18 protein-coding genes are annotated in these 19,207 nt (G+C 67.1%); 16 read left to right on the plus strand and 2 right to left on the minus strand.

Annotated elements, in window-relative coordinates; all coding sequences use genetic code 11:
- The first annotated feature begins 7 nt into the window (after nucleotides 1-7).
- The 16 genes from L5G28_RS12825 to nuoN all read left to right on the plus strand — a co-directional run bounded on the left by L5G28_RS12825 (nucleotide 8) and on the right by nuoN (nucleotide 16,649).
- The gene (locus L5G28_RS12825) at nucleotides 8-688 is read left to right on the plus strand and encodes a histone deacetylase (RefSeq protein WP_237001857.1); all 681 of its coding nucleotides are present in this window, start codon (nucleotides 8-10) and stop codon (nucleotides 686-688) included.
- Between the two features lie 10 nt (nucleotides 689-698).
- Nucleotides 699-1,094, plus strand: a complete 396-nt coding sequence (locus tag L5G28_RS12830; protein WP_237001858.1) for a DNA-binding transcriptional response regulator — start codon at nucleotides 699-701, stop codon at nucleotides 1,092-1,094.
- Nucleotides 1,095-1,261: 167 nt separating this feature from the next.
- A complete protein-coding gene (locus L5G28_RS12835) occupies nucleotides 1,262-1,624 on the plus strand; it encodes an NADH-quinone oxidoreductase subunit A (RefSeq protein ID WP_237001859.1) in 363 nt (120 codons plus the stop codon).
- Nucleotides 1,625-1,626: 2 nt separating this feature from the next.
- Nucleotides 1,627-2,181 carry a NuoB/complex I 20 kDa subunit family protein gene (locus L5G28_RS12840; protein WP_237001860.1) on the plus strand — a complete coding sequence of 185 codons (555 nt, stop codon included), beginning with the start codon at nucleotides 1,627-1,629 and terminating at the stop codon, nucleotides 2,179-2,181.
- Nucleotides 2,178-2,870, plus strand: a complete 693-nt coding sequence (locus L5G28_RS12845; RefSeq protein ID WP_237001861.1) for an NADH-quinone oxidoreductase subunit C — start codon at nucleotides 2,178-2,180, stop codon at nucleotides 2,868-2,870. Before L5G28_RS12840 ends, L5G28_RS12845 begins: the two co-directional genes overlap by 4 nt.
- Nucleotides 2,870-4,171, plus strand: coding sequence for an NADH dehydrogenase (quinone) subunit D (gene nuoD / locus L5G28_RS12850; protein ID WP_237001862.1), 1,302 nt, complete (start codon nucleotides 2,870-2,872; stop codon nucleotides 4,169-4,171). The genes L5G28_RS12845 and nuoD overlap by 1 nt, the downstream gene beginning before the upstream one ends.
- On the plus strand, nucleotides 4,168-4,833 hold the full coding sequence (gene nuoE, locus L5G28_RS12855) for an NADH-quinone oxidoreductase subunit NuoE (protein WP_237001863.1): 666 nt from the start codon (nucleotides 4,168-4,170) through the stop codon (nucleotides 4,831-4,833). Before nuoD ends, nuoE begins: the two co-directional genes overlap by 4 nt.
- Complete coding sequence (gene nuoF / locus L5G28_RS12860; protein ID WP_237001864.1) at nucleotides 4,830-6,173, plus strand: NADH-quinone oxidoreductase subunit NuoF; 1,344 nt, start codon at nucleotides 4,830-4,832, stop codon at nucleotides 6,171-6,173. Before nuoE ends, nuoF begins: the two co-directional genes overlap by 4 nt.
- The gene (locus tag L5G28_RS12865) at nucleotides 6,170-8,527 is read left to right on the plus strand and encodes an NADH-quinone oxidoreductase subunit G (RefSeq protein WP_237001865.1); all 2,358 of its coding nucleotides are present in this window, start codon (nucleotides 6,170-6,172) and stop codon (nucleotides 8,525-8,527) included. The genes nuoF and L5G28_RS12865 overlap by 4 nt, the downstream gene beginning before the upstream one ends.
- Nucleotides 8,524-9,825, plus strand: a complete 1,302-nt coding sequence (gene nuoH, locus L5G28_RS12870) for an NADH-quinone oxidoreductase subunit NuoH (protein ID WP_237001866.1) — start codon at nucleotides 8,524-8,526, stop codon at nucleotides 9,823-9,825. The genes L5G28_RS12865 and nuoH overlap by 4 nt, the downstream gene beginning before the upstream one ends.
- Nucleotides 9,825-10,334: an NADH-quinone oxidoreductase subunit NuoI gene (nuoI, locus tag L5G28_RS12875; protein ID WP_236997555.1), complete on the plus strand. Its 510-nt coding sequence runs from the start codon at nucleotides 9,825-9,827 to the stop codon at nucleotides 10,332-10,334. The genes nuoH and nuoI overlap by 1 nt, the downstream gene beginning before the upstream one ends.
- Nucleotides 10,331-11,200 carry an NADH-quinone oxidoreductase subunit J gene (locus L5G28_RS12880; RefSeq protein WP_237001867.1) on the plus strand — a complete coding sequence of 290 codons (870 nt, stop codon included), beginning with the start codon at nucleotides 10,331-10,333 and terminating at the stop codon, nucleotides 11,198-11,200. Before nuoI ends, L5G28_RS12880 begins: the two co-directional genes overlap by 4 nt.
- Nucleotides 11,197-11,496, plus strand: a complete 300-nt coding sequence (gene nuoK / locus L5G28_RS12885) for an NADH-quinone oxidoreductase subunit NuoK (protein WP_236997557.1) — start codon at nucleotides 11,197-11,199, stop codon at nucleotides 11,494-11,496. Before L5G28_RS12880 ends, nuoK begins: the two co-directional genes overlap by 4 nt.
- A gap of 4 nt (nucleotides 11,497-11,500) precedes the next feature.
- Complete coding sequence (gene nuoL, locus L5G28_RS12890; RefSeq protein ID WP_237001868.1) at nucleotides 11,501-13,417, plus strand: NADH-quinone oxidoreductase subunit L; 1,917 nt, start codon at nucleotides 11,501-11,503, stop codon at nucleotides 13,415-13,417.
- On the plus strand, nucleotides 13,414-14,982 hold the full coding sequence (locus L5G28_RS12895; RefSeq protein ID WP_237001869.1) for an NADH-quinone oxidoreductase subunit M: 1,569 nt from the start codon (nucleotides 13,414-13,416) through the stop codon (nucleotides 14,980-14,982). Before nuoL ends, L5G28_RS12895 begins: the two co-directional genes overlap by 4 nt.
- Nucleotides 14,979-16,649, plus strand: a complete 1,671-nt coding sequence (gene nuoN / locus L5G28_RS12900; RefSeq protein WP_237001870.1) for an NADH-quinone oxidoreductase subunit NuoN — start codon at nucleotides 14,979-14,981, stop codon at nucleotides 16,647-16,649. Before L5G28_RS12895 ends, nuoN begins: the two co-directional genes overlap by 4 nt.
- Nucleotides 16,650-16,739: 90 nt before the next feature.
- Here the strand turns inward: nuoN and L5G28_RS12905 are convergent, their stop codons facing one another.
- On the minus strand, nucleotides 16,740-18,107 hold the full coding sequence (locus L5G28_RS12905) for a YhgE/Pip domain-containing protein (RefSeq protein ID WP_237001871.1): 1,368 nt from the start codon (nucleotides 18,105-18,107) through the stop codon (nucleotides 16,740-16,742).
- Nucleotides 18,108-18,109: 2 nt separating this feature from the next.
- The gene (locus tag L5G28_RS12910) at nucleotides 18,110-19,120 is read right to left on the minus strand and encodes a hypothetical protein (protein WP_237001872.1); all 1,011 of its coding nucleotides are present in this window, start codon (nucleotides 19,118-19,120) and stop codon (nucleotides 18,110-18,112) included.
- Between the last annotated feature and the right edge of the window lie 87 nt (nucleotides 19,121-19,207).

Raw genomic sequence — 19,207 nt, forward strand, 5'->3', positions numbered from 1 at the left:
GCAGATCATGCCCGACCCCGTTGCCCAACCCCGTGCGGCCGATTCCCGTGTGAGTAATCCCAGTGCGACTCACCTCTGGTACGTCAGCTACGGCTCCAACCTGTGCGCCGACCGACTCTCCTGCTATCTGCAGGGCGGTCGGCCGGACGGCGGACTCCGCACCTACCCGGGCGCACGCGACACCACGCCGCCGCTCGATGCTCGACCGACGACGCTGCCCGGCCGGATCTTCTTCGCGGGCGAGTCCCGCACCTGGCGCGGCGGCATGGCGTTCTACGACCATCAGACGCCGGGCCCGACACCGGCGGGCGCCTACCTGATCTCGATCGAACAGTTCGCCGACGTCGCCGCACAGGAGTCCGACCGCGAACCCGTCGTCGACGGCCCGCTCGAAGCCGCGCTCCGCAACGGCGAGATCCTTCGGCGGCACGGCGACGCGCACATCGTGGACGACGGGATCTACTCGCGCCTGGTCCGGGTCGGCACCATCGACGGACGGTCCGCGCTCACGTTCACCTCGCCCCGCGGCATCGGCGACGTGCCGCACACCGGGCCGAGCGAACCGTATCTCGCGATGATCAGCCGCGGACTTCGTGAGACCCACGGCTGGGACGATCACACGGTCGCGCACTATCTCCGGACGTGCGTGTCTGCGAATAGCCACCGTCGGGAGCATCCCGGCCGTTAGGGTCGGATCCGTGAGCACCTCCACCGATCGTGTCACTGTTCGCGTCCTCGTCTACTCCGATGACTCGGGGACGCGGCGCGAGGTGCTCCGAGCACTGGGGACCACGCTGCATCCCGACCTGCCCGACCTAGAGTTCGTCGAAGTGGCGACGTCCCCGATGCTGTTGAAGCACCTCGACGGCGGCACGGTCGACGTCGCCATCCTCGACGGCGAGGCCTCCCCCGCAGGCGGGATGGGCATGGCCAAACAGGTCCGCGACGAATACGATCCCTGCCCGCCGCTGGTGGTGCTGATCGCCCGCGACGCCGACCGCTGGCTGGCCGACTGGTCGCGCGCCGACGCGACTGCGCGCGTCCCAGTCGACCCGATCGAACTCTCGCGCACGCTCATCGACCTTCTTCGCTGACCGGCACGGTCGCGTTGTCCCAGCGCACGCGGCCGGCCGAGCACAGATAGCCGAAACCTCCCACGGCACACATCATTCCGTGAGTAGGGTGTGGTTCAAGTCACAAGAAACCGATCGACGCCGAAGGCACTCGCTTCGACGCCGTCGAGACAGTGGAGGGCTTGGAGATGAACGCGTACGGACCGATTCTGGTGCTCGCTGCGATCGCTGTGGCGTTCGCCGTCGTGTCCGTGATCATCGCGTCTATCGTCGGACCCCGGCGCCGCAACGCCGCTAAGCTCGCCGCCTACGAGTGCGGTATCGAACCGCTGCCGCCGGCCGCCGACATCGTCCAACGCTTCCCGGTGAAGTACTACCTGACGGCGATGCTCTTCATCATCTTCGACATCGAGATCGTCTTCCTCTACCCGTGGGCGGTCGCGTCCGAGAGTCTCGGCTGGTTCGGGCTCATCGCCGTCGCCCTGTTCGTCGTCAACGTGTCCGTCGCCTACGCCTACGAGTGGCGGCGCGGCGGACTCAGGTGGGATTGATTGTGGGAATCGAAGAGAACCTGCCCGGCGGTCTGTTGCTGACCACGGTCGAGAAGCTCGCCGGATACATGCGCCGCGGATCACTCTGGCCTGCCACGTTCGGTCTCGCGTGCTGCGCGATCGAGATGATGGCTAGCACCTCGGGCCGCTACGACATCGCCCGATTCGGCATGGAGGCGTTCCGCGCGTCGCCGCGGCAGGCGGATCTGATGATCGTCGCCGGCCGCGTGAGCCAGAAGATGGCTCCGGTGCTCCGCCAGATCTACGACCAGATGGCCGAACCGAAATGGGTTCTCGCGATGGGCGTCTGCGCGTCGTCCGGCGGCATGTTCAACAACTACGCGATCGTGCAGGGCGTCGACCACGTCGTCCCGGTCGACATCTACCTGCCGGGCTGCCCGCCGCGCCCGGAAGCGTTGCTCAACGCGATCATCACCCTGCACGAGCAGATCGGCCAGATGCCGTTGGGCGTGCACCGCGAGGAGGCGATCCGCGCCGCCGAGCAGGCCGCCCTCGCATCGAAGCCGACGATCGAGTTCACGGGGCTCCTGCGATGAGTGGGGAACTCTCCACCGGGCCCGAGGGACGGGAGGTGATCGCGACCCGGCACGGCCTGTTCGGTCCTTCCGGCACCGGCGACACCTCCGGTTACGGCAGGCTCGTCGCACCGATCACGCTGCCGGGCAAGACGGACCGGCCGTTCGGCGGCTATTTCGACGAGATCGCCGACGACCTGGCGAATGCTCTCACCGCCCACGGCATCGCGTTCGACGACGCGGTCGACAGGTGTGTGATCTACCGCGACGAGATGACGATTCACGTCGCCCGCACCCACCTGCAGGCCGTGGCCGCCACGCTGCGCGACGAGCCGTCGCTGCGCTTCGAGCTGTGTCTCGGCGTGTCCGGCGTCCACTACCCTGAGGAAACCGGCCGGGAACTGCACGCGGTCTATCCGCTGCGGTCGATCACCCACAATCGCGCGGTCACGCTCGAGACGACGGCACCCGACGACGATCCCCACGTGCCGAGCCTGTTTCTGATCTATCCGACCACCGACTGGCACGAACGCGAGGCCTACGACTTCTTCGGACTGATCTTCGACGGCCATCCGTCGTTGACGCGGATCGAGATGCCCGACGACTGGGAGGGGCATCCGCAGCGCAAGGACTACCCGTTGGGCGGCATCCCCGTCGAATACAAGGGCACCACCATCGCCCCGCCCGATCAACGGAGGTCGTACCACTGATGACCGACACCTTCACCGTGACCGGAAACGACTGGCAGGACATCGTCTCCGCGGTCGCCGACCGGGCGGCCGAGAACACCGCCGATGAACGGATCGTCGTCAACATGGGGCCACAGCATCCGTCGACGCACGGGGTTCTGCGCCTGGTCTTGGAGATCGAAGGCGAGACGGTCACCGAGGCCCGCTGCGGGGTCGGCTTCCTGCACACCGGGATTGAGAAGAACCTCGAATACCGGACGTGGACGCAGGGGGTCACCTTCGTCACCCGCATGGACTACCTGTCGCCGTTCTTCAACGAGGTCGCCTACTGCCTCGGCGTCGAGAAGCTGCTCGGTATCACCGACGACATCCCCACCCGGGCCAGCGTGATCCGGGTGATCCTGATGGAGCTCAACCGGATCGCCTCGCACCTGGTGGCGCTCGCGACTGGCGGGATGGAACTGGGGGCCGTGACCCCGATGTTCCTCGGTTTCGGCGCCCGCGAGAAGATCCTCGACCTGTTCGAAGAGATCACCGGACTGCGCATGAACCACGCCTTCGTCCGCCCGGGCGGCGTAGTCGCCGACCTCCCCGACGGGATCGGCGATCGTATCCGCGCGCTCCTCGACGACCTGCCGAACGAGATCGGCGAGGTCGAAGCACTGTTGAGCGAGAACTACATCTGGAAGGCCCGCACCAGGGGCGTCGGCTACCTCGATCTGACCGGATGCATGGCGCTCGGCATCACCGGGCCGGTGCTTCGCGCGACGGGCCTCCCCTATGACCTGCGCAAGAGCGCACCGTACTGCGGGTACGAGGACTACGACTTCGACATCGTCACCGACACCGCCTGCGACGCGTACGGGCGGTATGCGATCCGGATCGAGGAGATGAAGCAGTCCATCCGCATCGTCCACCAGGCCCTCGACAAGTTGGAGCCGGGCCCGGTGATGATCGCCGACCGCAAACTCGCGTGGCCCGCCGACCTCGCAGCCGGACCGGACGGCTACGGCAACTCCCCCGAACACATCGCCGAGATCATGGGCGCCTCCATGGAGTCACTGATCCACCACTTCAAACTCGTCACCGAAGGCATGCGCGTGCCCGCGGGACAGTGCTACGTGTCGATCGAGTCGCCACGAGGAGAGTTGGGCGTCCACATGGTGTCCGACGGCGGGACGCGCCCGTACCGCGTGCACTTCCGGGACCCGTCGTTCACGAATCTGCAGGCCGTCGCCGCCATGTGCGAGGGCGGTCTGATCGCCGACGTGATCACCGCCGTCGCCAGCATCGACCCGGTGATGGGAGGAGTGGACCGATGAGCGCCGAACCCATCAAGCGCGAACTGCTTCCGATCCTGTTCTCGACGTCGGAGCCGACGCCGCCGATCGAGTTCACCGGACCTGATGCCTTTCCTGCAGACGTCGTCGACACGCTGCGTGCCGAAGCCGACGAGATCGTCCAGCGCTACCCGCAGTCCCGGTCGGCGCTGCTCCCGCTGCTGCACCTCGTGCAGAGCGTCGACGGCTACCTCACCCGGGCTGGCATCACGTTCTGCGCGGAACGGCTGCGTCTCACGACGGCACAGGTGGCGTCCGTCGCGACGTTTTACACGATGTATCGGCGCGAACCGACCGGTGACTATCTGGTCGGCGTCTGCACCAACACGCTGTGCGCGGTGATGGGCGGCGACGCGATCGCCGAGCACCTGTCCGCCGAGCTCGGTATCGGAGACGGCGAGACCACCGCGGACGGTGCGGTCACTCTCGAGCGCATCGAATGCAACGCGGCGTGCGACCACGCACCGGTCGTGATGGTGAACTGGGAGTTCTTCGACGCGCAGACGCCAGACTCGGCGGGCGCGCTCGTCGACTCGCTGCGCGGCGGGACGCCTCCGGCGCCGAGTCGCGGCGCGTCGTCACTATGCACGTTCCGGCAGACGGCACGGCTTCTCGCCGGACTCGACGAGCAGGGCCCCGCATGATCGCCATCGACCTCCCCACCCCGGACGCCGAGCCCGCGCAGGTGCCCGTCCTGTCGCGGTACTGGTCGGACGACGAACCGTGGTTGCTGCGGAACTATGTGCACCGCAACGGTTATCAGGGTCTCAAGGCGGCCTTGCAGATGTCCCCCGATGAGGTCATCGAGCTGGTCAAGGCTTCCGGTCTCCGGGGGCGCGGCGGCGCGGGCTTCCCGGTCGGCACCAAATGGTCGTTCATCCCGCAGCGCGAAGAACACCCCAAACCGCACTATCTCGTGGTGAATGCGGACGAGTCCGAGCCGGGCACGTGCAAGGACATGCCGCTCATGCTGGCGACGCCGCACACCCTCGTCGAAGGCGTGATCATCGCGGCGTACGCGATCCGTGCGCGGCACGCGTTCATCTATGTGCGCGGCGAGGTCGCCTCGGTCATCCGTCGGCTGCGGGCCGCGGTCGACGAAGCGTACGAGATCGGGCTGCTCGGCACGCACATCTTCGGGTCGGGCTTCGACCTTGACGTCGTGGTCCACGCGGGCGCGGGCGCCTACATCTGCGGCGAGGAGACGGCCCTGCTCGACTCCCTCGAAGGCCGCCGCGGCCAGCCGCGGCTGCGGCCGCCGTTCCCGGCGAGCGAAGGCCTGTACGCGAGCCCGACCGTCGTCAACAACGTCGAGTCGATCGCGAGCGTTCCGTCGATCCTGCGCAACGGCGTCGACTGGTTCCGGTCGATGGGCACCGAGAAGTCACCCGGCTTCACCCTGTACTCGCTGTCCGGCCACGTCACCCGCCCCGGACAGTACGAGGCGCCGCTGGGCGTCACCCTCCGCGAACTCCTCGACCTCGCGGGCGGCATCCGAGACGGCCACGAACTCAAGTTCTGGACGCCTGGCGGGTCGTCGACACCGATGTTCACCGCCGACCACCTCGACGTCCCCCTCGACTACGAGGGCGTCGGCGCAGCCGGATCGATGCTCGGCACGAAAGCCGTCCAACTCTTCGACGAGACGACGTGCGTGGTGCGCGCGGTGCTGCGGTGGACCGAGTTCTACAAACACGAGTCGTGCGGCAAGTGCACGCCGTGCCGCGAAGGCACGTACTGGCTGGTCGAGATCTTGCAGCGCATCGAGGACGGGACGGGGACCGAAGCCGACATCGAACTGCTCGCCGAGACCACCGGCAACGTCGTCGGCAAGAGTTTCTGTGCGCTCGGTGACGGCGCCGGCAGCCCGATCACCTCGTCGCTGGAGTACTTCCGCGACGAGTATCTCGCGCACGTGCGCGACGGCGGCTGCCCGTTCGACCCAGCGCTCTCGACGGTGTTCCCCAGCGGAGGTGCGGTATGACGGGCACAACGGCCGACCTGGTGACTCTCACGATCGACGACGTCGAGATCTCAGTGCCCACAGGCACGCTGGTGATCCGCGCGGCCGAGATGATCGGCGTCGACATCCCCCGCTTCTGCGATCACCCGCTGCTGGCTCCGGTCGGCGCATGCCGACAGTGCCTGGTCGAGATCGAGGGCATGCGCAAGCCGATGGCCTCGTGCACGACGGTGGTCAGTCCCGACATGGTCGTCCGCACCCAGCATTCGTCAGTGGAAGCGGCGTCGGCCCAGCGCGGAGTGATGGAACTGCTGCTCATCAACCATCCACTCGACTGTCCGACCTGTGACAAGGGCGGTGAGTGCCCACTGCAGAACCAGGCGATGTCGGCGGGTAGGCCCGTGTCCCGATTCGGCGGCGTGAAACGGACGTACACGAAGCCGGTCCCCCTCTCGTCGGAGGTGCTGCTCGACCGTGAACGCTGCGTACTGTGTGCGCGTTGCACGCGATTCGCCGAGCAGATCGCAGGCGATCCGCTGATCGAGCTCGCCGATCGCGGTGCCCTGCAGCAGGTCTCGGCCTACGCGGACGACCCGTTCATGTCGTATTTCTCGGGGAACACCGTCCAGATCTGTCCGGTCGGCGCGCTCACCGGCGCCGCGTACCGATTCCGGTCGCGCCCGTTCGATCTGACCTCGTCACCGAGCGTCTGCGAGCACTGTGCGTCCGGCTGCGCTCAGCGCACCGACCACCGTCGCGGACAGGTGTTGCGACGTTTGGCCGGTGACGATCCCGACGTCAACGAGGAGTGGAACTGCGACAAGGGGCGGTGGGCGCACGCCTACGTCACCGAACGCGACCGGATCACCGCGCCGATGGTGCGCGGTGACGACGGGACACTCGCCTCGACGTCGTGGCCGCATGCGCTCGCGGTGGCCGCGGCGGCACTCGGGTCGGCACGGGTCGGCGTCCTGGTCGGCGGTCGAGCGACGGTCGAGGACGCGTACGCGTACGGGAAGTTCGCACGTGTCGCCCTCGGCACGTCCGACGTCGACTTCCGTGCCCGTGCGGAGTCGGCCGAGGAGACCGACTTCCTCGCCGCGCACGTCGCGGGCACCGGAGTCGGCGTCACCTACGCCGACCTCGAAACCGCGCCGGTGGTGGTGCTCGCCGGGTTCGAGCCCGAGGAGGAGTCGCCGATCGTCTTTCTGCGTCTGCGGAAGGCCGTGCGCACCAGCGGGCAGCGCGTGCACACGATTGCCCCGCTGCTCAGCGCGGGTGCACAGAAGCTGTCGGCGACGTTGATCGGCTGTGTCCCCGGCGACGAAGCGCACGCGCTGCGCAGCGGCGACGTCGCCGATCTCCTGGCCGAACCGGGCGCGATCCTCGTGGTCGGCGAACGTCTCGCGGGCAGTCCGGGCGCGTTGACTGCGGCAGTCCAGTCGGGCGCACGCCTCGCCTGGATCCCGCGCCGCGCGGGTGAACGCGGAGCCCTCGACGTCGGTGCGGCGCCCAATCTGCTGCCCGCGGGTCGCCCGGTGTCGTCGGAGCGGGCGCGCACCGAGATCGGCGCGGTCTGGGGCGCCGAGATCCCCACGGGGCCGGGCCGGTCGACGTCGCAGATCCTGCACGCGCTCACCGCGGGTGACCTGGACGCCGTCGTCGTGGGCGGCGTCGGACTGGACGACCTGCCCGATCCCGCGGCCGCCGCCGACGCGCTCCGGGCCGCGACTTTCGTGGTGAGTCTGGAACAGCGCGAGTCGGCGGTGACTGCTCTCGCCGATGTGGTGCTGCCGGTCGCCGCCGCCCCGGAGAAGGCCGGCACGTTCGTCGACTGGGAGGGACGTCCGCGGCCGTTCGCGGCGGCGCTGTCCACCGAGGCGGGAAGCGTCCCACTGTCGGATCATCGGGTGCTGCACGCACTCTCCACCGAGATGGGCACCGACCTGAACTGTGACGACGCCGCGGCGATCCACGACGAGTTCGGCCGGGTCGGCGCGTGGGACGGTCCCCGTCACACCGCAGAGTCGGTGGCCGCAGTGGCGCGGTCCGACCGCGGCGCCGGGCACGCGGTGCTCGCCTCCTGGCGGATGCTCCTCGACCTCGGTCGCATGCAGGATGGCGAACCGTATCTGGCCGGGACGGCACGGCCGCCGGTCGCGCGACTGTCGTCGGCCACCGCCGACGAGATCGGTGTCGCCGACGGCCAGTCGCTCACAGTGTCGACCGAGCACGGCCGCATCACTCTGCCGCTCGCGGTCACCGAGATGACCGACGACGTCGTCTGGCTGCCGATGAACTCCCCCGGATCACGGTTGTATCCGACACTGCGCGCCCGGCCGGGCGACACCGTCGTCATCGGGAGCGCGCAATGATCGCGGCCACCGACTATCCGACGCTCGCCGACTTCGGGTACGACCCGTGGTGGCTGATGCTCGCGAAAGCCATCGGCATCTTCGTGTTCCTCGTCGTGACGGTCCTCGCCGGGATCCTGATCGAACGCAAGATCATGGCGCGCATGCAGAGGCGGCTCGGCCCCAACCGTCTCGGCCCGGGCGGTCTCCTCCAGTCGTTGGCCGACGGGGTGAAGCTCGCGTTGAAAGAGGGGCTGACCCCTGCGGGCGTCGACAAGGTGATCTATCTGCTGGCGCCGATCATCGCGGTGGTCCCGGCGATCACCGCGTTCGCCGTCATCCCGATGGGCCCGCAGGTCTCGGTGTTCGGTCACGTCACCCCGTTGCAGCTGACCGACCTCCCGGTCGGTGTTCTCTATGTCCTGGCGATCACGTCGATCGGCGTCTACGGCATCATCCTGGCCGGGTGGGCGTCGAGTTCGACGTACCCGCTGCTCGGCGGTCTACGGTCGACGGCCCAGGTCATCTCGTACGAGATCGCGATGGGGCTCTCGTTCGCGTCGGTGTTCCTGATCTCGGCGACCATGTCGACGTCGGAGATCGTCGGCGGACAACGACACCACTGGTATCTCCTGCTGGTTCTGCCGTCGTTCGTGATCTACCTGATCTCAATGGTCGGCGAGACCAATCGTGCCCCGTTCGATCTCCCCGAGGCCGAGGGGGAGCTCGTCGGCGGGTTCCACACCGAGTACTCGTCACTCAAGTTCGCGATGTTCATGCTCGCCGAGTACGTCAACATGGCGACCGTGTCGGCGCTGGCCACCACGCTGTTCCTCGGCGGCTGGCAGGCGCCGTGGCCGATCAGCGTGTGGGACGGCGCGAACTCCGGCTGGTGGCCGTTGCTGTGGTTCACCGCGAAGATGTGGTGCTTCCTGTTCATGTTCTTCTGGCTGCGGACGGCGCTTCCGCGGCTGCGCTACGACCAGTTCATGAACCTCGGCTGGAAGGTGCTCATCCCGGTCGCCCTCGGCTGGGTGATGGTGGTCGGCGTGATCGATCAGGCCACCCGCGGACAGTCCGACCTGGTGACCTCGTTGATCCTCGCGGCCGCCGGCGTCTGCGTCACCGCGCTGCTCATCTACGCGATCAGCCGGCTGAGCCGTCCGCGCCCTCCGGACTCCGCGCCCCGCCGGCCGGACGGGCGCGAGCCGTTCGATCCGATGGCAGGCGGATTCCCCGTCCCGCCCCTTCCCGGTCAGACCCTGCCCGACCATCCTCTCGAGAAGAAACTCGCCGTCGATCAGAAGGGAGCCCCGTGATGCCCGAGATCCCCGACAGACTGAAGCCGGTCGCCGGATTCGGTACGACATTCGCGTCGATGTTCCGTACGCCGATCACCGAGCAGTACCCAGAGGAGCGCAAGCCCGCGCCGGCCCGTTCGCACGGCCGACACCAACTGAACCGGTACGACGACGGGTTGGAGAAGTGCATCGGCTGCGAGTTGTGTGCGTGGGCGTGTCCGGCCGACGCGATCTTCGTCGAAGGAGCCGACAACACCGAGGAGGAGCGGTACTCGCCCGGCGAACGGTACGGCCGCGTCTACCAGATCAACTATCTGCGTTGCATCGGCTGCGGTCTGTGCATCGAAGCGTGTCCGACGCGGGCTCTCACCATGACCGGCGAGTACGAGATCGTCGGCACCGACCGCGACAGCATGATCTTCGAGAAGGACCAACTACTGGCTCCGCTCAGCGATTCGATGGAGGAGCCACCGCATCCGATGGCCGAGGGCACGCGGCCCGAAGACTACTACCGCGGTGAGGTATGAGCGCGGTTCTCGCCGCGAGCCTGGCGACGACGCCCGGGACGGAAGCGGTCACGTTCTGGATTCTCGGCGTCATCGTGGTGATCGGCGCACTCGGCGTCGTCCTCAGCCCGAAGGCCGTGTACTCGGCGGTGTTCCTCGCGATGACGATGATCATCTTCGCGGTCTTCTACGTGATGCAGGGCGCACTGTTCCTCGGTGTCGTCCAGGTGGTCGTGTACACGGGCGCGGTGATGATGCTCTTCCTGTTCGTGTTGATGCTGATCGGTGTCGACTCGTCGGACTCCCTCGTGGAGGCCGTCCGCGGCCAGCGTCTCGTCGCGATCGGCCTCTCGCTCGGTTTCGGTGTGCTGTTGGTCGCGGCGATCGGCTCGGCGTCCATCGCCCCGTTCGTCGGCGCTCCTGATCTGAGCGACGGCACGGCTCCCGGCGGCGGCAACGCCAACATTCGGGCGCTCGCCGAGATCATCTTCGTCCGCTATCTGTGGGCGTTCGAGCTGACCGGTGCCCTGTTGATCACGGCGACGCTCGGCGCGATGGTCCTCGCCCACCGCCGACGGACCGGGCCCGTTCGAGGCCAGCGCGAACTGTCCGTCGAGCGTTTCCGGCACGGCGGTCACGTCACGGGGCTCCCGGCGCCCGGCGTGTACGCCCGCCACAACGCGGTCGACATTCCCGGCCGTCTCCCCGACGGGAGCCCGTCCCGCCTCTCGGTGAACAACCGCCTGACGCCGCGGGCCCTGACCGAGGCGGGGCACGCTCTCCCCGCCGCCGACTCGCCACCAGCGTCGAGAACACCGCAGTCGAACACCTCGGAGTCGCACACCTCACAGCCGAACACCTCGGAGCGAGCGGAGCCGAGATCGTGAATCCCGCCAACTACCTCTATCTCGCCGCGATCGTCTTCGCGATCGGTGCTGCGGGAGTCTTGTTGCGGCGCAACGCGATCGTCGTCTTCATGTGCATCGAGTTGATGTTGAACGCGGCCAATCTGGCGTTCGTCACGTTCGCTCGCATGCACGGCAGCTTCGACGGCCAGGTGATCGCGTTCTTCACGATGGTGGTGGCCGCGGCCGAAGTGGTGATCGGGCTCGCGATCATTATGACGATCTTCCGTACCCGCCGTTCCGCTTCGGTGGACGACGCAGACTTGTTGAGGCGGTGACGGCATGGACCAGTCGCTGACCGGCCATCTGCTCTGGTTGATTCCGGCTCTGCCCGCGGTCGGCGCCGCATCGGTGTTGATCGCCGGTCGTCGGACGCGGGCGTGGGCGCACCTGTTGACTACGACGCTCGTCTCGGCGTCCGCGGTGCTCGCGATCGTCATGTGGCTCGCGATGATCGGTCGGGGCGGCCCGGACAAGGCCGCGACGAGCGAGCTGTACTCGTGGGTGCCGGTCGGCGAGCTCCGAGTCGATTTCGGAATGACGCTCGACCAGTTGTCGATGTGCTTCGTGCTGCTGATCACGGTGGTCGGATCGCTGATCCACGTCTACTCGATCGGCTACATGCGGGACGACCCGGACCGCTACCGCTTCTTCGCCTACCTGAATCTGTTCGTGGCGGCGATGCTGGTGCTGGTCTTGTCGAACAACTATCTCGGCCTGTATCTCGGTTGGGAGGGCGTCGGTGTCGCGTCGTACCTGTTGATCGGTTTCTGGCAGGACAAGCCGTCGGCCGCGACCGCGGCGAAGAAGGCGTTCGTGATGAACCGGGTCGGCGACATGGGTCTGGCGATCGCGATGATGTTGATGTTCTCGACGTTCGGGTCGGTGAACTTCGACGACGTGTTCGCGTCGGCGTCGTCGGCGAGCGAGGCGACCGTCACCGGTATCGGTTTCATGCTGCTGTTGGCGGCGTGCGGCAAGTCGGCGCAGGTGCCGTTACAGGCGTGGCTGGGTGACGCGATGGAGGGCCCGACCCCGGTGTCCGCGCTCATCCACGCGGCGACGATGGTCACCGCGGGCGTCTATCTGATCACCCGGTCCGGGCCGCTGTTCGATCTCGCGCCGAACGCCCAGACCGGGGTGGTGGTGGTCGGCGCGGTGACGTTGCTGTTCGGTGCGATCGTCGGCTGCGCGAAGGACGACATCAAGAAGGCGCTCGCGGCGTCGACGATGAGTCAGATCGGGTACATGGTGTTGGCGGCGGGGCTCGGACCGGCCGGCTACGCGTTCGCGATCATGCATCTGCTGGCGCACGGGTTCTTCAAGGCCGGACTGTTCCTCGGAGCCGGGTCGATCATGCATGCGATGAACGACGAGACCGACATGCGGCGGTTCGGCGGCCTGTGGCGGGTCATGCCGATCACGTTCGTGACGTTCGGTCTCGGGTATCTCGCGATCATCGGGATCCCGCCGTTCTCCGGGTTCTTCTCCAAGGATTCGATCATCGAAGCGGCGGTCGCGGAGGGCGGCGCCCGCGGGGTCGTGCTCGGCGGCGCGACGATCCTCGGCGCGGCGATCACCGCGTTCTACATGACCCGCGTCATGGTGATGACGTTCTTCGGACCTCGACGGTGGCGGAGCGATGCCGAGGGCGGAGCCCCGCATCCGCACGAGTCGGGCGGTTCGATGACAGCGCCGATGATCGCGTTGGCGGTCGGTTCGGTCGCGGCCGGCGGCCTCCTGGCGATCGGCGGGACATTGAAGGACTGGCTCGCCCCGGTCGTGGGAGAGGTGCCCGAACACGAGGGCGGCGTGCCCGCGTGGGCGGTCACGGTGATCGTGCTGGTCTGCGTCGTCGCTGGTGCGGCGATCGCGTGGGCAAAGTACGGTCGTGCGCCGATCCCGGAGACGGCGCCGGACGACGTGTCGGCGTTGACGCTGGCGGCGCGCGCCGACCTGTACGGCGACGCGTTCAACGAGAAGGTGATCGTCGGGCCGGGCACTGCCGCGACGTCCGCCCTGGTCGTCGTCGACGATCATGGTCTCGGCGCTGTCCCGTCCGGTATCGGCACCGCGGTGACCGAGGTGTCGGAAGTGACCAGGCGGGCGCAGAACGGGTTCGTCCGGTCGTATGCGTTGTCGATCCTGGCGGGGACCGTGGTGATCGCCGCACTCACATTGGTGGTGAACGTACTGTGACGATGCCCTGGCTCACCGTGTTGTGGCTCCTGCCTGCCGTCGCGTCGGGCGTCGTCATGTTCTTACCGGCCGACCGCGCGGCGCAGGTGAAGACGACGGGGGTCGGCGCGTCGTTGATCGTGCTGGTGTGGGCGGTGATCGTCGCGTTCCGTTTCGACTCGGGCGGCGACCGGTTCCAGTTGGTCGAGGACACCAGTTGGATTCCGGAGTTCGGCGCGCGCTACTCGCTCGCTCTCGACGGCCTGGGTCTCGCGTTGATCCTGTTGACGGCGGCGCTCACTCCGCTCCTGTTGATCGCCGGGTGGCGGGACGCCGACGGTGTCGACGCGTCTCGGGCCGACGGTGTCGACGCGTCTCGGGCCGACGGCTCGAGCGGCGGGAAGTCCGTCCACATCTATGTGGCGTTGCTTCTCGCCGTCGAGGCGATGGTGTTGATGAGTTTCGTCGCCACGGACGTTCTGCTGTTCTACATCTTCTTCGAGGCGATGCTCGTCCCGATGTACTTCCTGATCGGCGGTTTCGGCCCGACCGGCCCCGGTGTCCGGCCTGCACGTTCGCGCGCCGCGGTCACGTTCCTGCTCTACAACCTGCTCGGCGGCCTCGTGATGTTGGCCGCGGTGATCGGCTTGTATGTGGTGGCAGGCGATTTCGACTTCATCGCGATCTCCTCGGGGGTCGCCGACGGGTCGCTCGACATGTCGGCGACGACGCAGAATCTGCTGTTCGGCGGGTTCGTGTTCGCGTTCGCGGTGAAGGCACCGTTGTGGCCGTTGCACACGTGGCTGCCGAACGCCGCGGTGTCGACGACGCCGGCCGCCGCCGTGATGATGATGGCGGTGATGGACAAGGTCGGCACCTTCGCGATGCTGCGGTTCTGTGTCGGCCTGTTCCCGGACGCGTCGTCGACGTTCGCGCCACTGTTGTGCACGCTCGCCGTGGTCAGCATCGTGTACGGCGCAGTCATGGCGATCGGGCAGCGCGACGTGATGCGGTTGATCGCGTACACGTCGATCTCGCATTTCGGGTTCATCGTCCTCGGCGTCTTCGCGTTGACGGCGCAGGGCCAGAGCGGGTCGGCGCTCTACATGGTCAACCACGGGGTGTCGACGGCGGCACTGTTCCTGATCGCCGGGTTCCTCGTCAGCAGACGCGGCAGTTCCCTGATCGCCGACTACGGCGGCGTCCAGAAGATCGCGCCCGTCCTGGCCGGGACGTTCCTCGTCGCCGGGCTCGCCACGTTGTCGCTGCCGGGTCTCGGACCGTTCATCAGCGAGTTCCTGGTGTTGATCGGAGCGTTCACGCGCTACCCGGTCGCCGGGATCATCGCGTCGATCGCGCTCGTCCTGTCGGCCGTCTACATCTTGTGGACCTACCAGCGGATGATGGGCGGTCCGGTACGGGAATCGTCGTCGCCGATCACCGATCTGGGAGTCCGGGAGAAGGTGGTCGTGGTGCCGTTGATCGCCGCGCTCGTCGTTCTCGGCTTCTATCCGCGGTTGATTCTGGACTTCGTGAATCCGACCGTCGACATCAGTGTCTCGACCGTGCACGGAGGTGACCGATGATTGCGACCGTCGACGTCGTCGCGCTCGAAGCGCCGAGCATCGACTATTACCGGCTCTCGCCGATGCTCATCGTGTTCGGTGTCGCCGTGGTCAGCGTCCTGGTGGAGGCGTTCGTGTCGTCGCGCGTCCGCTACCGGACGCAACTGTCGCTCACGTGCGTGGGACTCGTCGCGGCAATGGTCGCGCTCGGTTTCGTCGCCGCCACCGCGTCCGGTGATTCGGCTGCCGCCCGCTCGTTGATGAGCGGAGCGGTCCTCGTCGACGGGCCGGGACTGTTCGTGCAGGCGGTAGTGCTCGTCGTGGCGCTCGGCGCGGTCGCGTTCATGGGCGAGCGACGACTCGACCGGGTGTGGGCATCCGTCGAGGTCCGTACCGCCGCGGGCGAGCGGATCGCGGTCGGCGGCGGGCCGGACGAGGTCGCCGACGTCGAGGACGCCGATCTGGCGGCGGACGCGTTCACGCCGTCGGGCGCGACGGTGCCCGGTTCGGCCGACGAGCTCGCCGCGGGCCGCGCCGGCTTCTTGACGACCGAGGTGTATCCGCTGACGTTGTTCGCGGTCGGCGGCATGATGCTGTTCGGGTCGTGCGGAGATCTGCTGACCATGTTCATCGCGCTGGAGGTGCTGTCGCTGCCGCTGTACGTGTTGTGCGGGTTGGCGCGGCGCCGCCGATTGTTGTCGCAGGAGGCGTCGCTCAAATACTTCCTGTTGGGTGCCTTCTCATCGGCGATCTTCCTGTTCGGCACGGCGTTCGCGTACGGCGCGAGCGGCTCCCTCTCGCTGCGCGACATCGGCGCCACTCTGTTCGCCGCCGACGAGCGGACGTTCGGCGTCATCGCGTTGTGTCTGATCGCCGTCGGTCTGCTGTTCAAAGTCGGCGCGGTCCCATTCGGTTCGTGGGTGCCCGATGTCTACCAGGGGGCTCCGACGCCGGTCACGTCGTTGATGGCGTCGGCGACGAAGGCCGCGGCGTTCGGCGCGCTCCTCCGGGTTCTGCATGTCGGTTTCCCGGATCTCGCGGATGTGGCGCGTCCGGCGTTGTGGACGGTGACGATCGCGACCATGGTGATCGCGACGGTGATGGCGGTGACGCAGAACGACGTGAAACGGATGCTCGCCTATTCGTCGGTGAGCCATGTGGGTTTCGCGCTGGTCGGCGCGATCACGATCACCTCGGACGCGGTCGGCGCGACGTTGTTCTACGTCGCCGTGTACGCGGTGTCGGCGTTCGGTGGATTCGCCCTGCTCTCAGTGGTGCGGGACGCGGCGGGCCGCGAGGAGTCCGACTTGGCGGCGTGGGCCGGGCTCGGCAGACGGCATCCGCTGGTGGGCGCGATGATGTCACTGTTGCTGCTGTCGTTCGCAGGTATCCCGTTGACGGGCGGTTTCATCGCCAAGTTCGCGGTGTTCTCCGCGGCAGGCGACGCGGGGTCGTGGCCGCTGGTGATCGTCGGAGTCCTGTGCAGTGCGATCGCCGCCTACTTCTACGTTCGCGTGATCGTCACAATGTTCTTCGCCGACCCGCCCGCCGACGCGCCGACGGTGATCACTCCGAGCCCGTTGACGACCGTCCCGATCGCGATCAGCGCTGGCCTGACGCTCCTGTTGGGCATCTTCCCCCAATGGCTCCTCGACCTCACCACCGACTCCACCCACTTCCTCGGCTGAACCGCCCTTACCGCAGCCTCAACTCCGTCGTCGCACCCTCACCTACCTTCCCGCAACCTCGACCTGTCTCAGCAGCCTGCGCTCAGGTTGCTACGACGGATTGACGTTGCGACGAGATAGTTGGGGTTGCGTCAGTTCGCCGACGGTGGCACGCGAGAGGCCCTTGTGGTCGTAGTACCAATTGACGCCGAGCCCGAGGACCACGCCGACGGCGAGGCCAATGACGGTCATGACCAGCCCGTGGGTGAGGCCTGCGCTGCCGCGGGCGTCGAAGTAGAGGATCGCGCGGATCGCTTCGTACACCTGGTGCAGCGGCTCGAACGACGCCAGCCAGGCGAAGAAGCCGGGCGCCGCCTGGATGGGCGTCGTCGCTCCTGCGGACGGCAGGCCGAGGAAGATGAACACGAACATGTTGATCAGGAGGCCGATGGTGCCGAACGCCGAGATCACCGCCATTGCCGTGATGCCGACGGCCGACGCCGCGAGTGCGCTGTAGGCCCACAGTGCCCAACCGTGATCGATCGGCATGTCGAGGGCCGCGGCTATTCCGATGTACACACCGGAGACGACGAGGCTCGCGGCGACCATGATCGCCCATTTGATGAGCAGAACCGACGTTCTGGTGAGGTCGAGCGATTTCCGCACGATGACGCGGGGGCCGATTTCTGACGCGATGTACCCGAGGCTCGAGTCGACGAGCGAGTTGATGAGCATCGCGCCGGTGAATCCCGCGAGGAGGACGAGGAGCGCGAAGTAGAAGGCCGACAACCCCATCCCGGTGCCTGCCGGCAGCGGGTCGAACGTCGTCGACACGATGTCCACCGGTGATGCGAGAACGGTTGCGGCAGCACCGCTGACTTCCGGCCGCGGAGTCATCGCAGCCGTCTGTTCGGCGACGGCCGCCGTCAGCTGGTCGCCGATCTGCCTGTTCATCTCGGCGAGCGCTTCCTTGCTCAGCGCGGTGACGAGCGAGCTACCCAATGTGCCCGACCTCGGGTTCGTGTACACGATGACCTGGGGCCGCTCGACCGGCGTCGGTGTCATCGCTCCTTCTGCGAGCGCCATCGTCTTCGCGCTGAAGTCGGCGGGCACACGAATGGTTCCGTACACGTCGCCGTCGCGCATCTTCTCCTGCGCGTCCGCCCAACTGAGGTTCTCCAACGAGACTTTGTCGCGGTCGACTTTCTGCTCGACGGTGGTTTGCATCGTGTCGCCGAGGTTCTGCTCGCCCGTCGGACCGGCCGCACCCTGATCTTCGTTGACCACGGCGATCGGAAACGAACTCAGATTCTTGACGGGATCGAGGATGCTGCTCAGGTACAGCCCCGCCATCGCACCCATCGCGATCACCACAGCGATCACCGGCGCGAGCCACAGTTTCCAGGACTTCAGCGCGGCACGTCGTTCGTCGTGCTCGGTGGGTTCGGCGGATGCTGCCTGATCGGCGTCGTCAGTCATGGTCAGAATCGTAGTTGGGGTGGGCCGATGTTTGCCTGAAGGTGCGCCGCTCGAGCCGACGGCTCGGGCGGCGCACCTTCACGTCTGCCTACGGGATCGCGACGAATGCCTCGTCTCCGAGCGGTCCGAGTTCGATGCGAAGCAGACCGGCGGCATTCTTCGGAATCTCGATGTCGACGTTTCCGGTCGCGGTGCCTCCGTTGTAGAGCTCTCCGTCGAGAGCCGGTTCGGGTGTGACCGCCGACGAATCGTACGGCTTGTAGGTGGGTCCCGTCGGCGGCGACGAACGCCACGGAGACGAAGTCCGCGTAACTGGACTCGTCGCCGGTGTAGGTCACGGTCAGGTTGACCAGAGCGTATGCGTTCCCAGGTTTCGGCTCGTCGTTGAACTCATTAGCGGCCATGACCTGATCGGTCGCATCTGCGGTGAAGCCGTTGACGACGACTTTCCACTCGTCCCCGGTCAGCGTTGCGCCGATCTTCGCCGGGTTGTCGCGCGTGCCGACACCGTCGGACTGGGACTGTCCCTCCTCGACGACGGTAGCCGTGTCCGGCGTGAACGCGTCGTCGATCGCGTCGCTGACGACGGTCAGGAACACCACGGCGGCGACGATCGTGCCGATCGCCGAGATGATGATGGCCGAAATCGACGTCTTCTTCGGCTGTCCCGCCTGAAACAGTCCGACGATGCCGAGGATGAAGGCGATCGGCAAGAGCACCCAGCCGACGATCAGGGCTCCGGGGATACACCCGAATACGAATCCGATGATCGCAAAGATCAGTGCGACGAGGCCGACTGTGTTCCGCCGCTTCGGTGTCGGTGGCATCGGCGGCTGGGCATATCCCTGAGGTGAGACGTATCCCTGAGGTGAGACATAGCCCTGCGGTGAGACATAGCCCTGCGGCGAAGCATAACTCTGCGGCGGGTAATGATCCTGCGGCGGCGAAGGACGTTCGGCGTCGTGGTACTGGTCGAAGGACGGGTCCGGGGAGGAGAGGTCGGGGTTGGTCATCGCAACACTTTCGATTGCTGGAAGGCACCGATGATCATCGGGCTAATCGGAAACTAACGCGCAGGTACGACATTTCCGCCCCGAGAA

Origin of the sequence: Gordonia liuliyuniae (assembly GCF_021739025.1) — a bacterium.
Classification (GTDB): domain Bacteria; phylum Actinomycetota; class Actinomycetes; order Mycobacteriales; family Mycobacteriaceae; genus Gordonia; species Gordonia liuliyuniae.

Bases quoted from the DNA above. Each gene is read 5' to 3' on its own strand.
- L5G28_RS12880 (WP_237001867.1), top strand. From the start codon at position 10,331: ATGAGCGCGGTTCTCGCCGCGAGCCTGGCGACGACGCCCGGGACGGAA.
- L5G28_RS12835 (WP_237001859.1), top strand. From the start codon at position 1,262: ATGAACGCGTACGGACCGATTCTGGTGCTCGCTGCGATCGCTGTGGCG.
- L5G28_RS12905 (WP_237001871.1), bottom strand. From the start codon at position 18,107: ATGACTGACGACGCCGATCAGGCAGCATCCGCCGAACCCACCGAGCAC.
- nuoF (WP_237001864.1), top strand. From the start codon at position 4,830: ATGATCGCCATCGACCTCCCCACCCCGGACGCCGAGCCCGCGCAGGTG.
- L5G28_RS12825 (WP_237001857.1), top strand. From the start codon at position 8: ATGCCCGACCCCGTTGCCCAACCCCGTGCGGCCGATTCCCGTGTGAGT.
- nuoN (WP_237001870.1), top strand. From the start codon at position 14,979: ATGATTGCGACCGTCGACGTCGTCGCGCTCGAAGCGCCGAGCATCGAC.
- nuoL (WP_237001868.1), top strand. From the start codon at position 11,501: ATGGACCAGTCGCTGACCGGCCATCTGCTCTGGTTGATTCCGGCTCTG.
- nuoH (WP_237001866.1), top strand. From the start codon at position 8,524: ATGATCGCGGCCACCGACTATCCGACGCTCGCCGACTTCGGGTACGAC.
- L5G28_RS12910 (WP_237001872.1), bottom strand. From the start codon at position 19,120: ATGACCAACCCCGACCTCTCCTCCCCGGACCCGTCCTTCGACCAGTAC.
- nuoE (WP_237001863.1), top strand. From the start codon at position 4,168: ATGAGCGCCGAACCCATCAAGCGCGAACTGCTTCCGATCCTGTTCTCG.
- nuoI (WP_236997555.1), top strand. From the start codon at position 9,825: ATGCCCGAGATCCCCGACAGACTGAAGCCGGTCGCCGGATTCGGTACG.
- L5G28_RS12845 (WP_237001861.1), top strand. From the start codon at position 2,178: ATGAGTGGGGAACTCTCCACCGGGCCCGAGGGACGGGAGGTGATCGCG.
- nuoD (WP_237001862.1), top strand. From the start codon at position 2,870: ATGACCGACACCTTCACCGTGACCGGAAACGACTGGCAGGACATCGTC.
- L5G28_RS12865 (WP_237001865.1), top strand. From the start codon at position 6,170: ATGACGGGCACAACGGCCGACCTGGTGACTCTCACGATCGACGACGTC.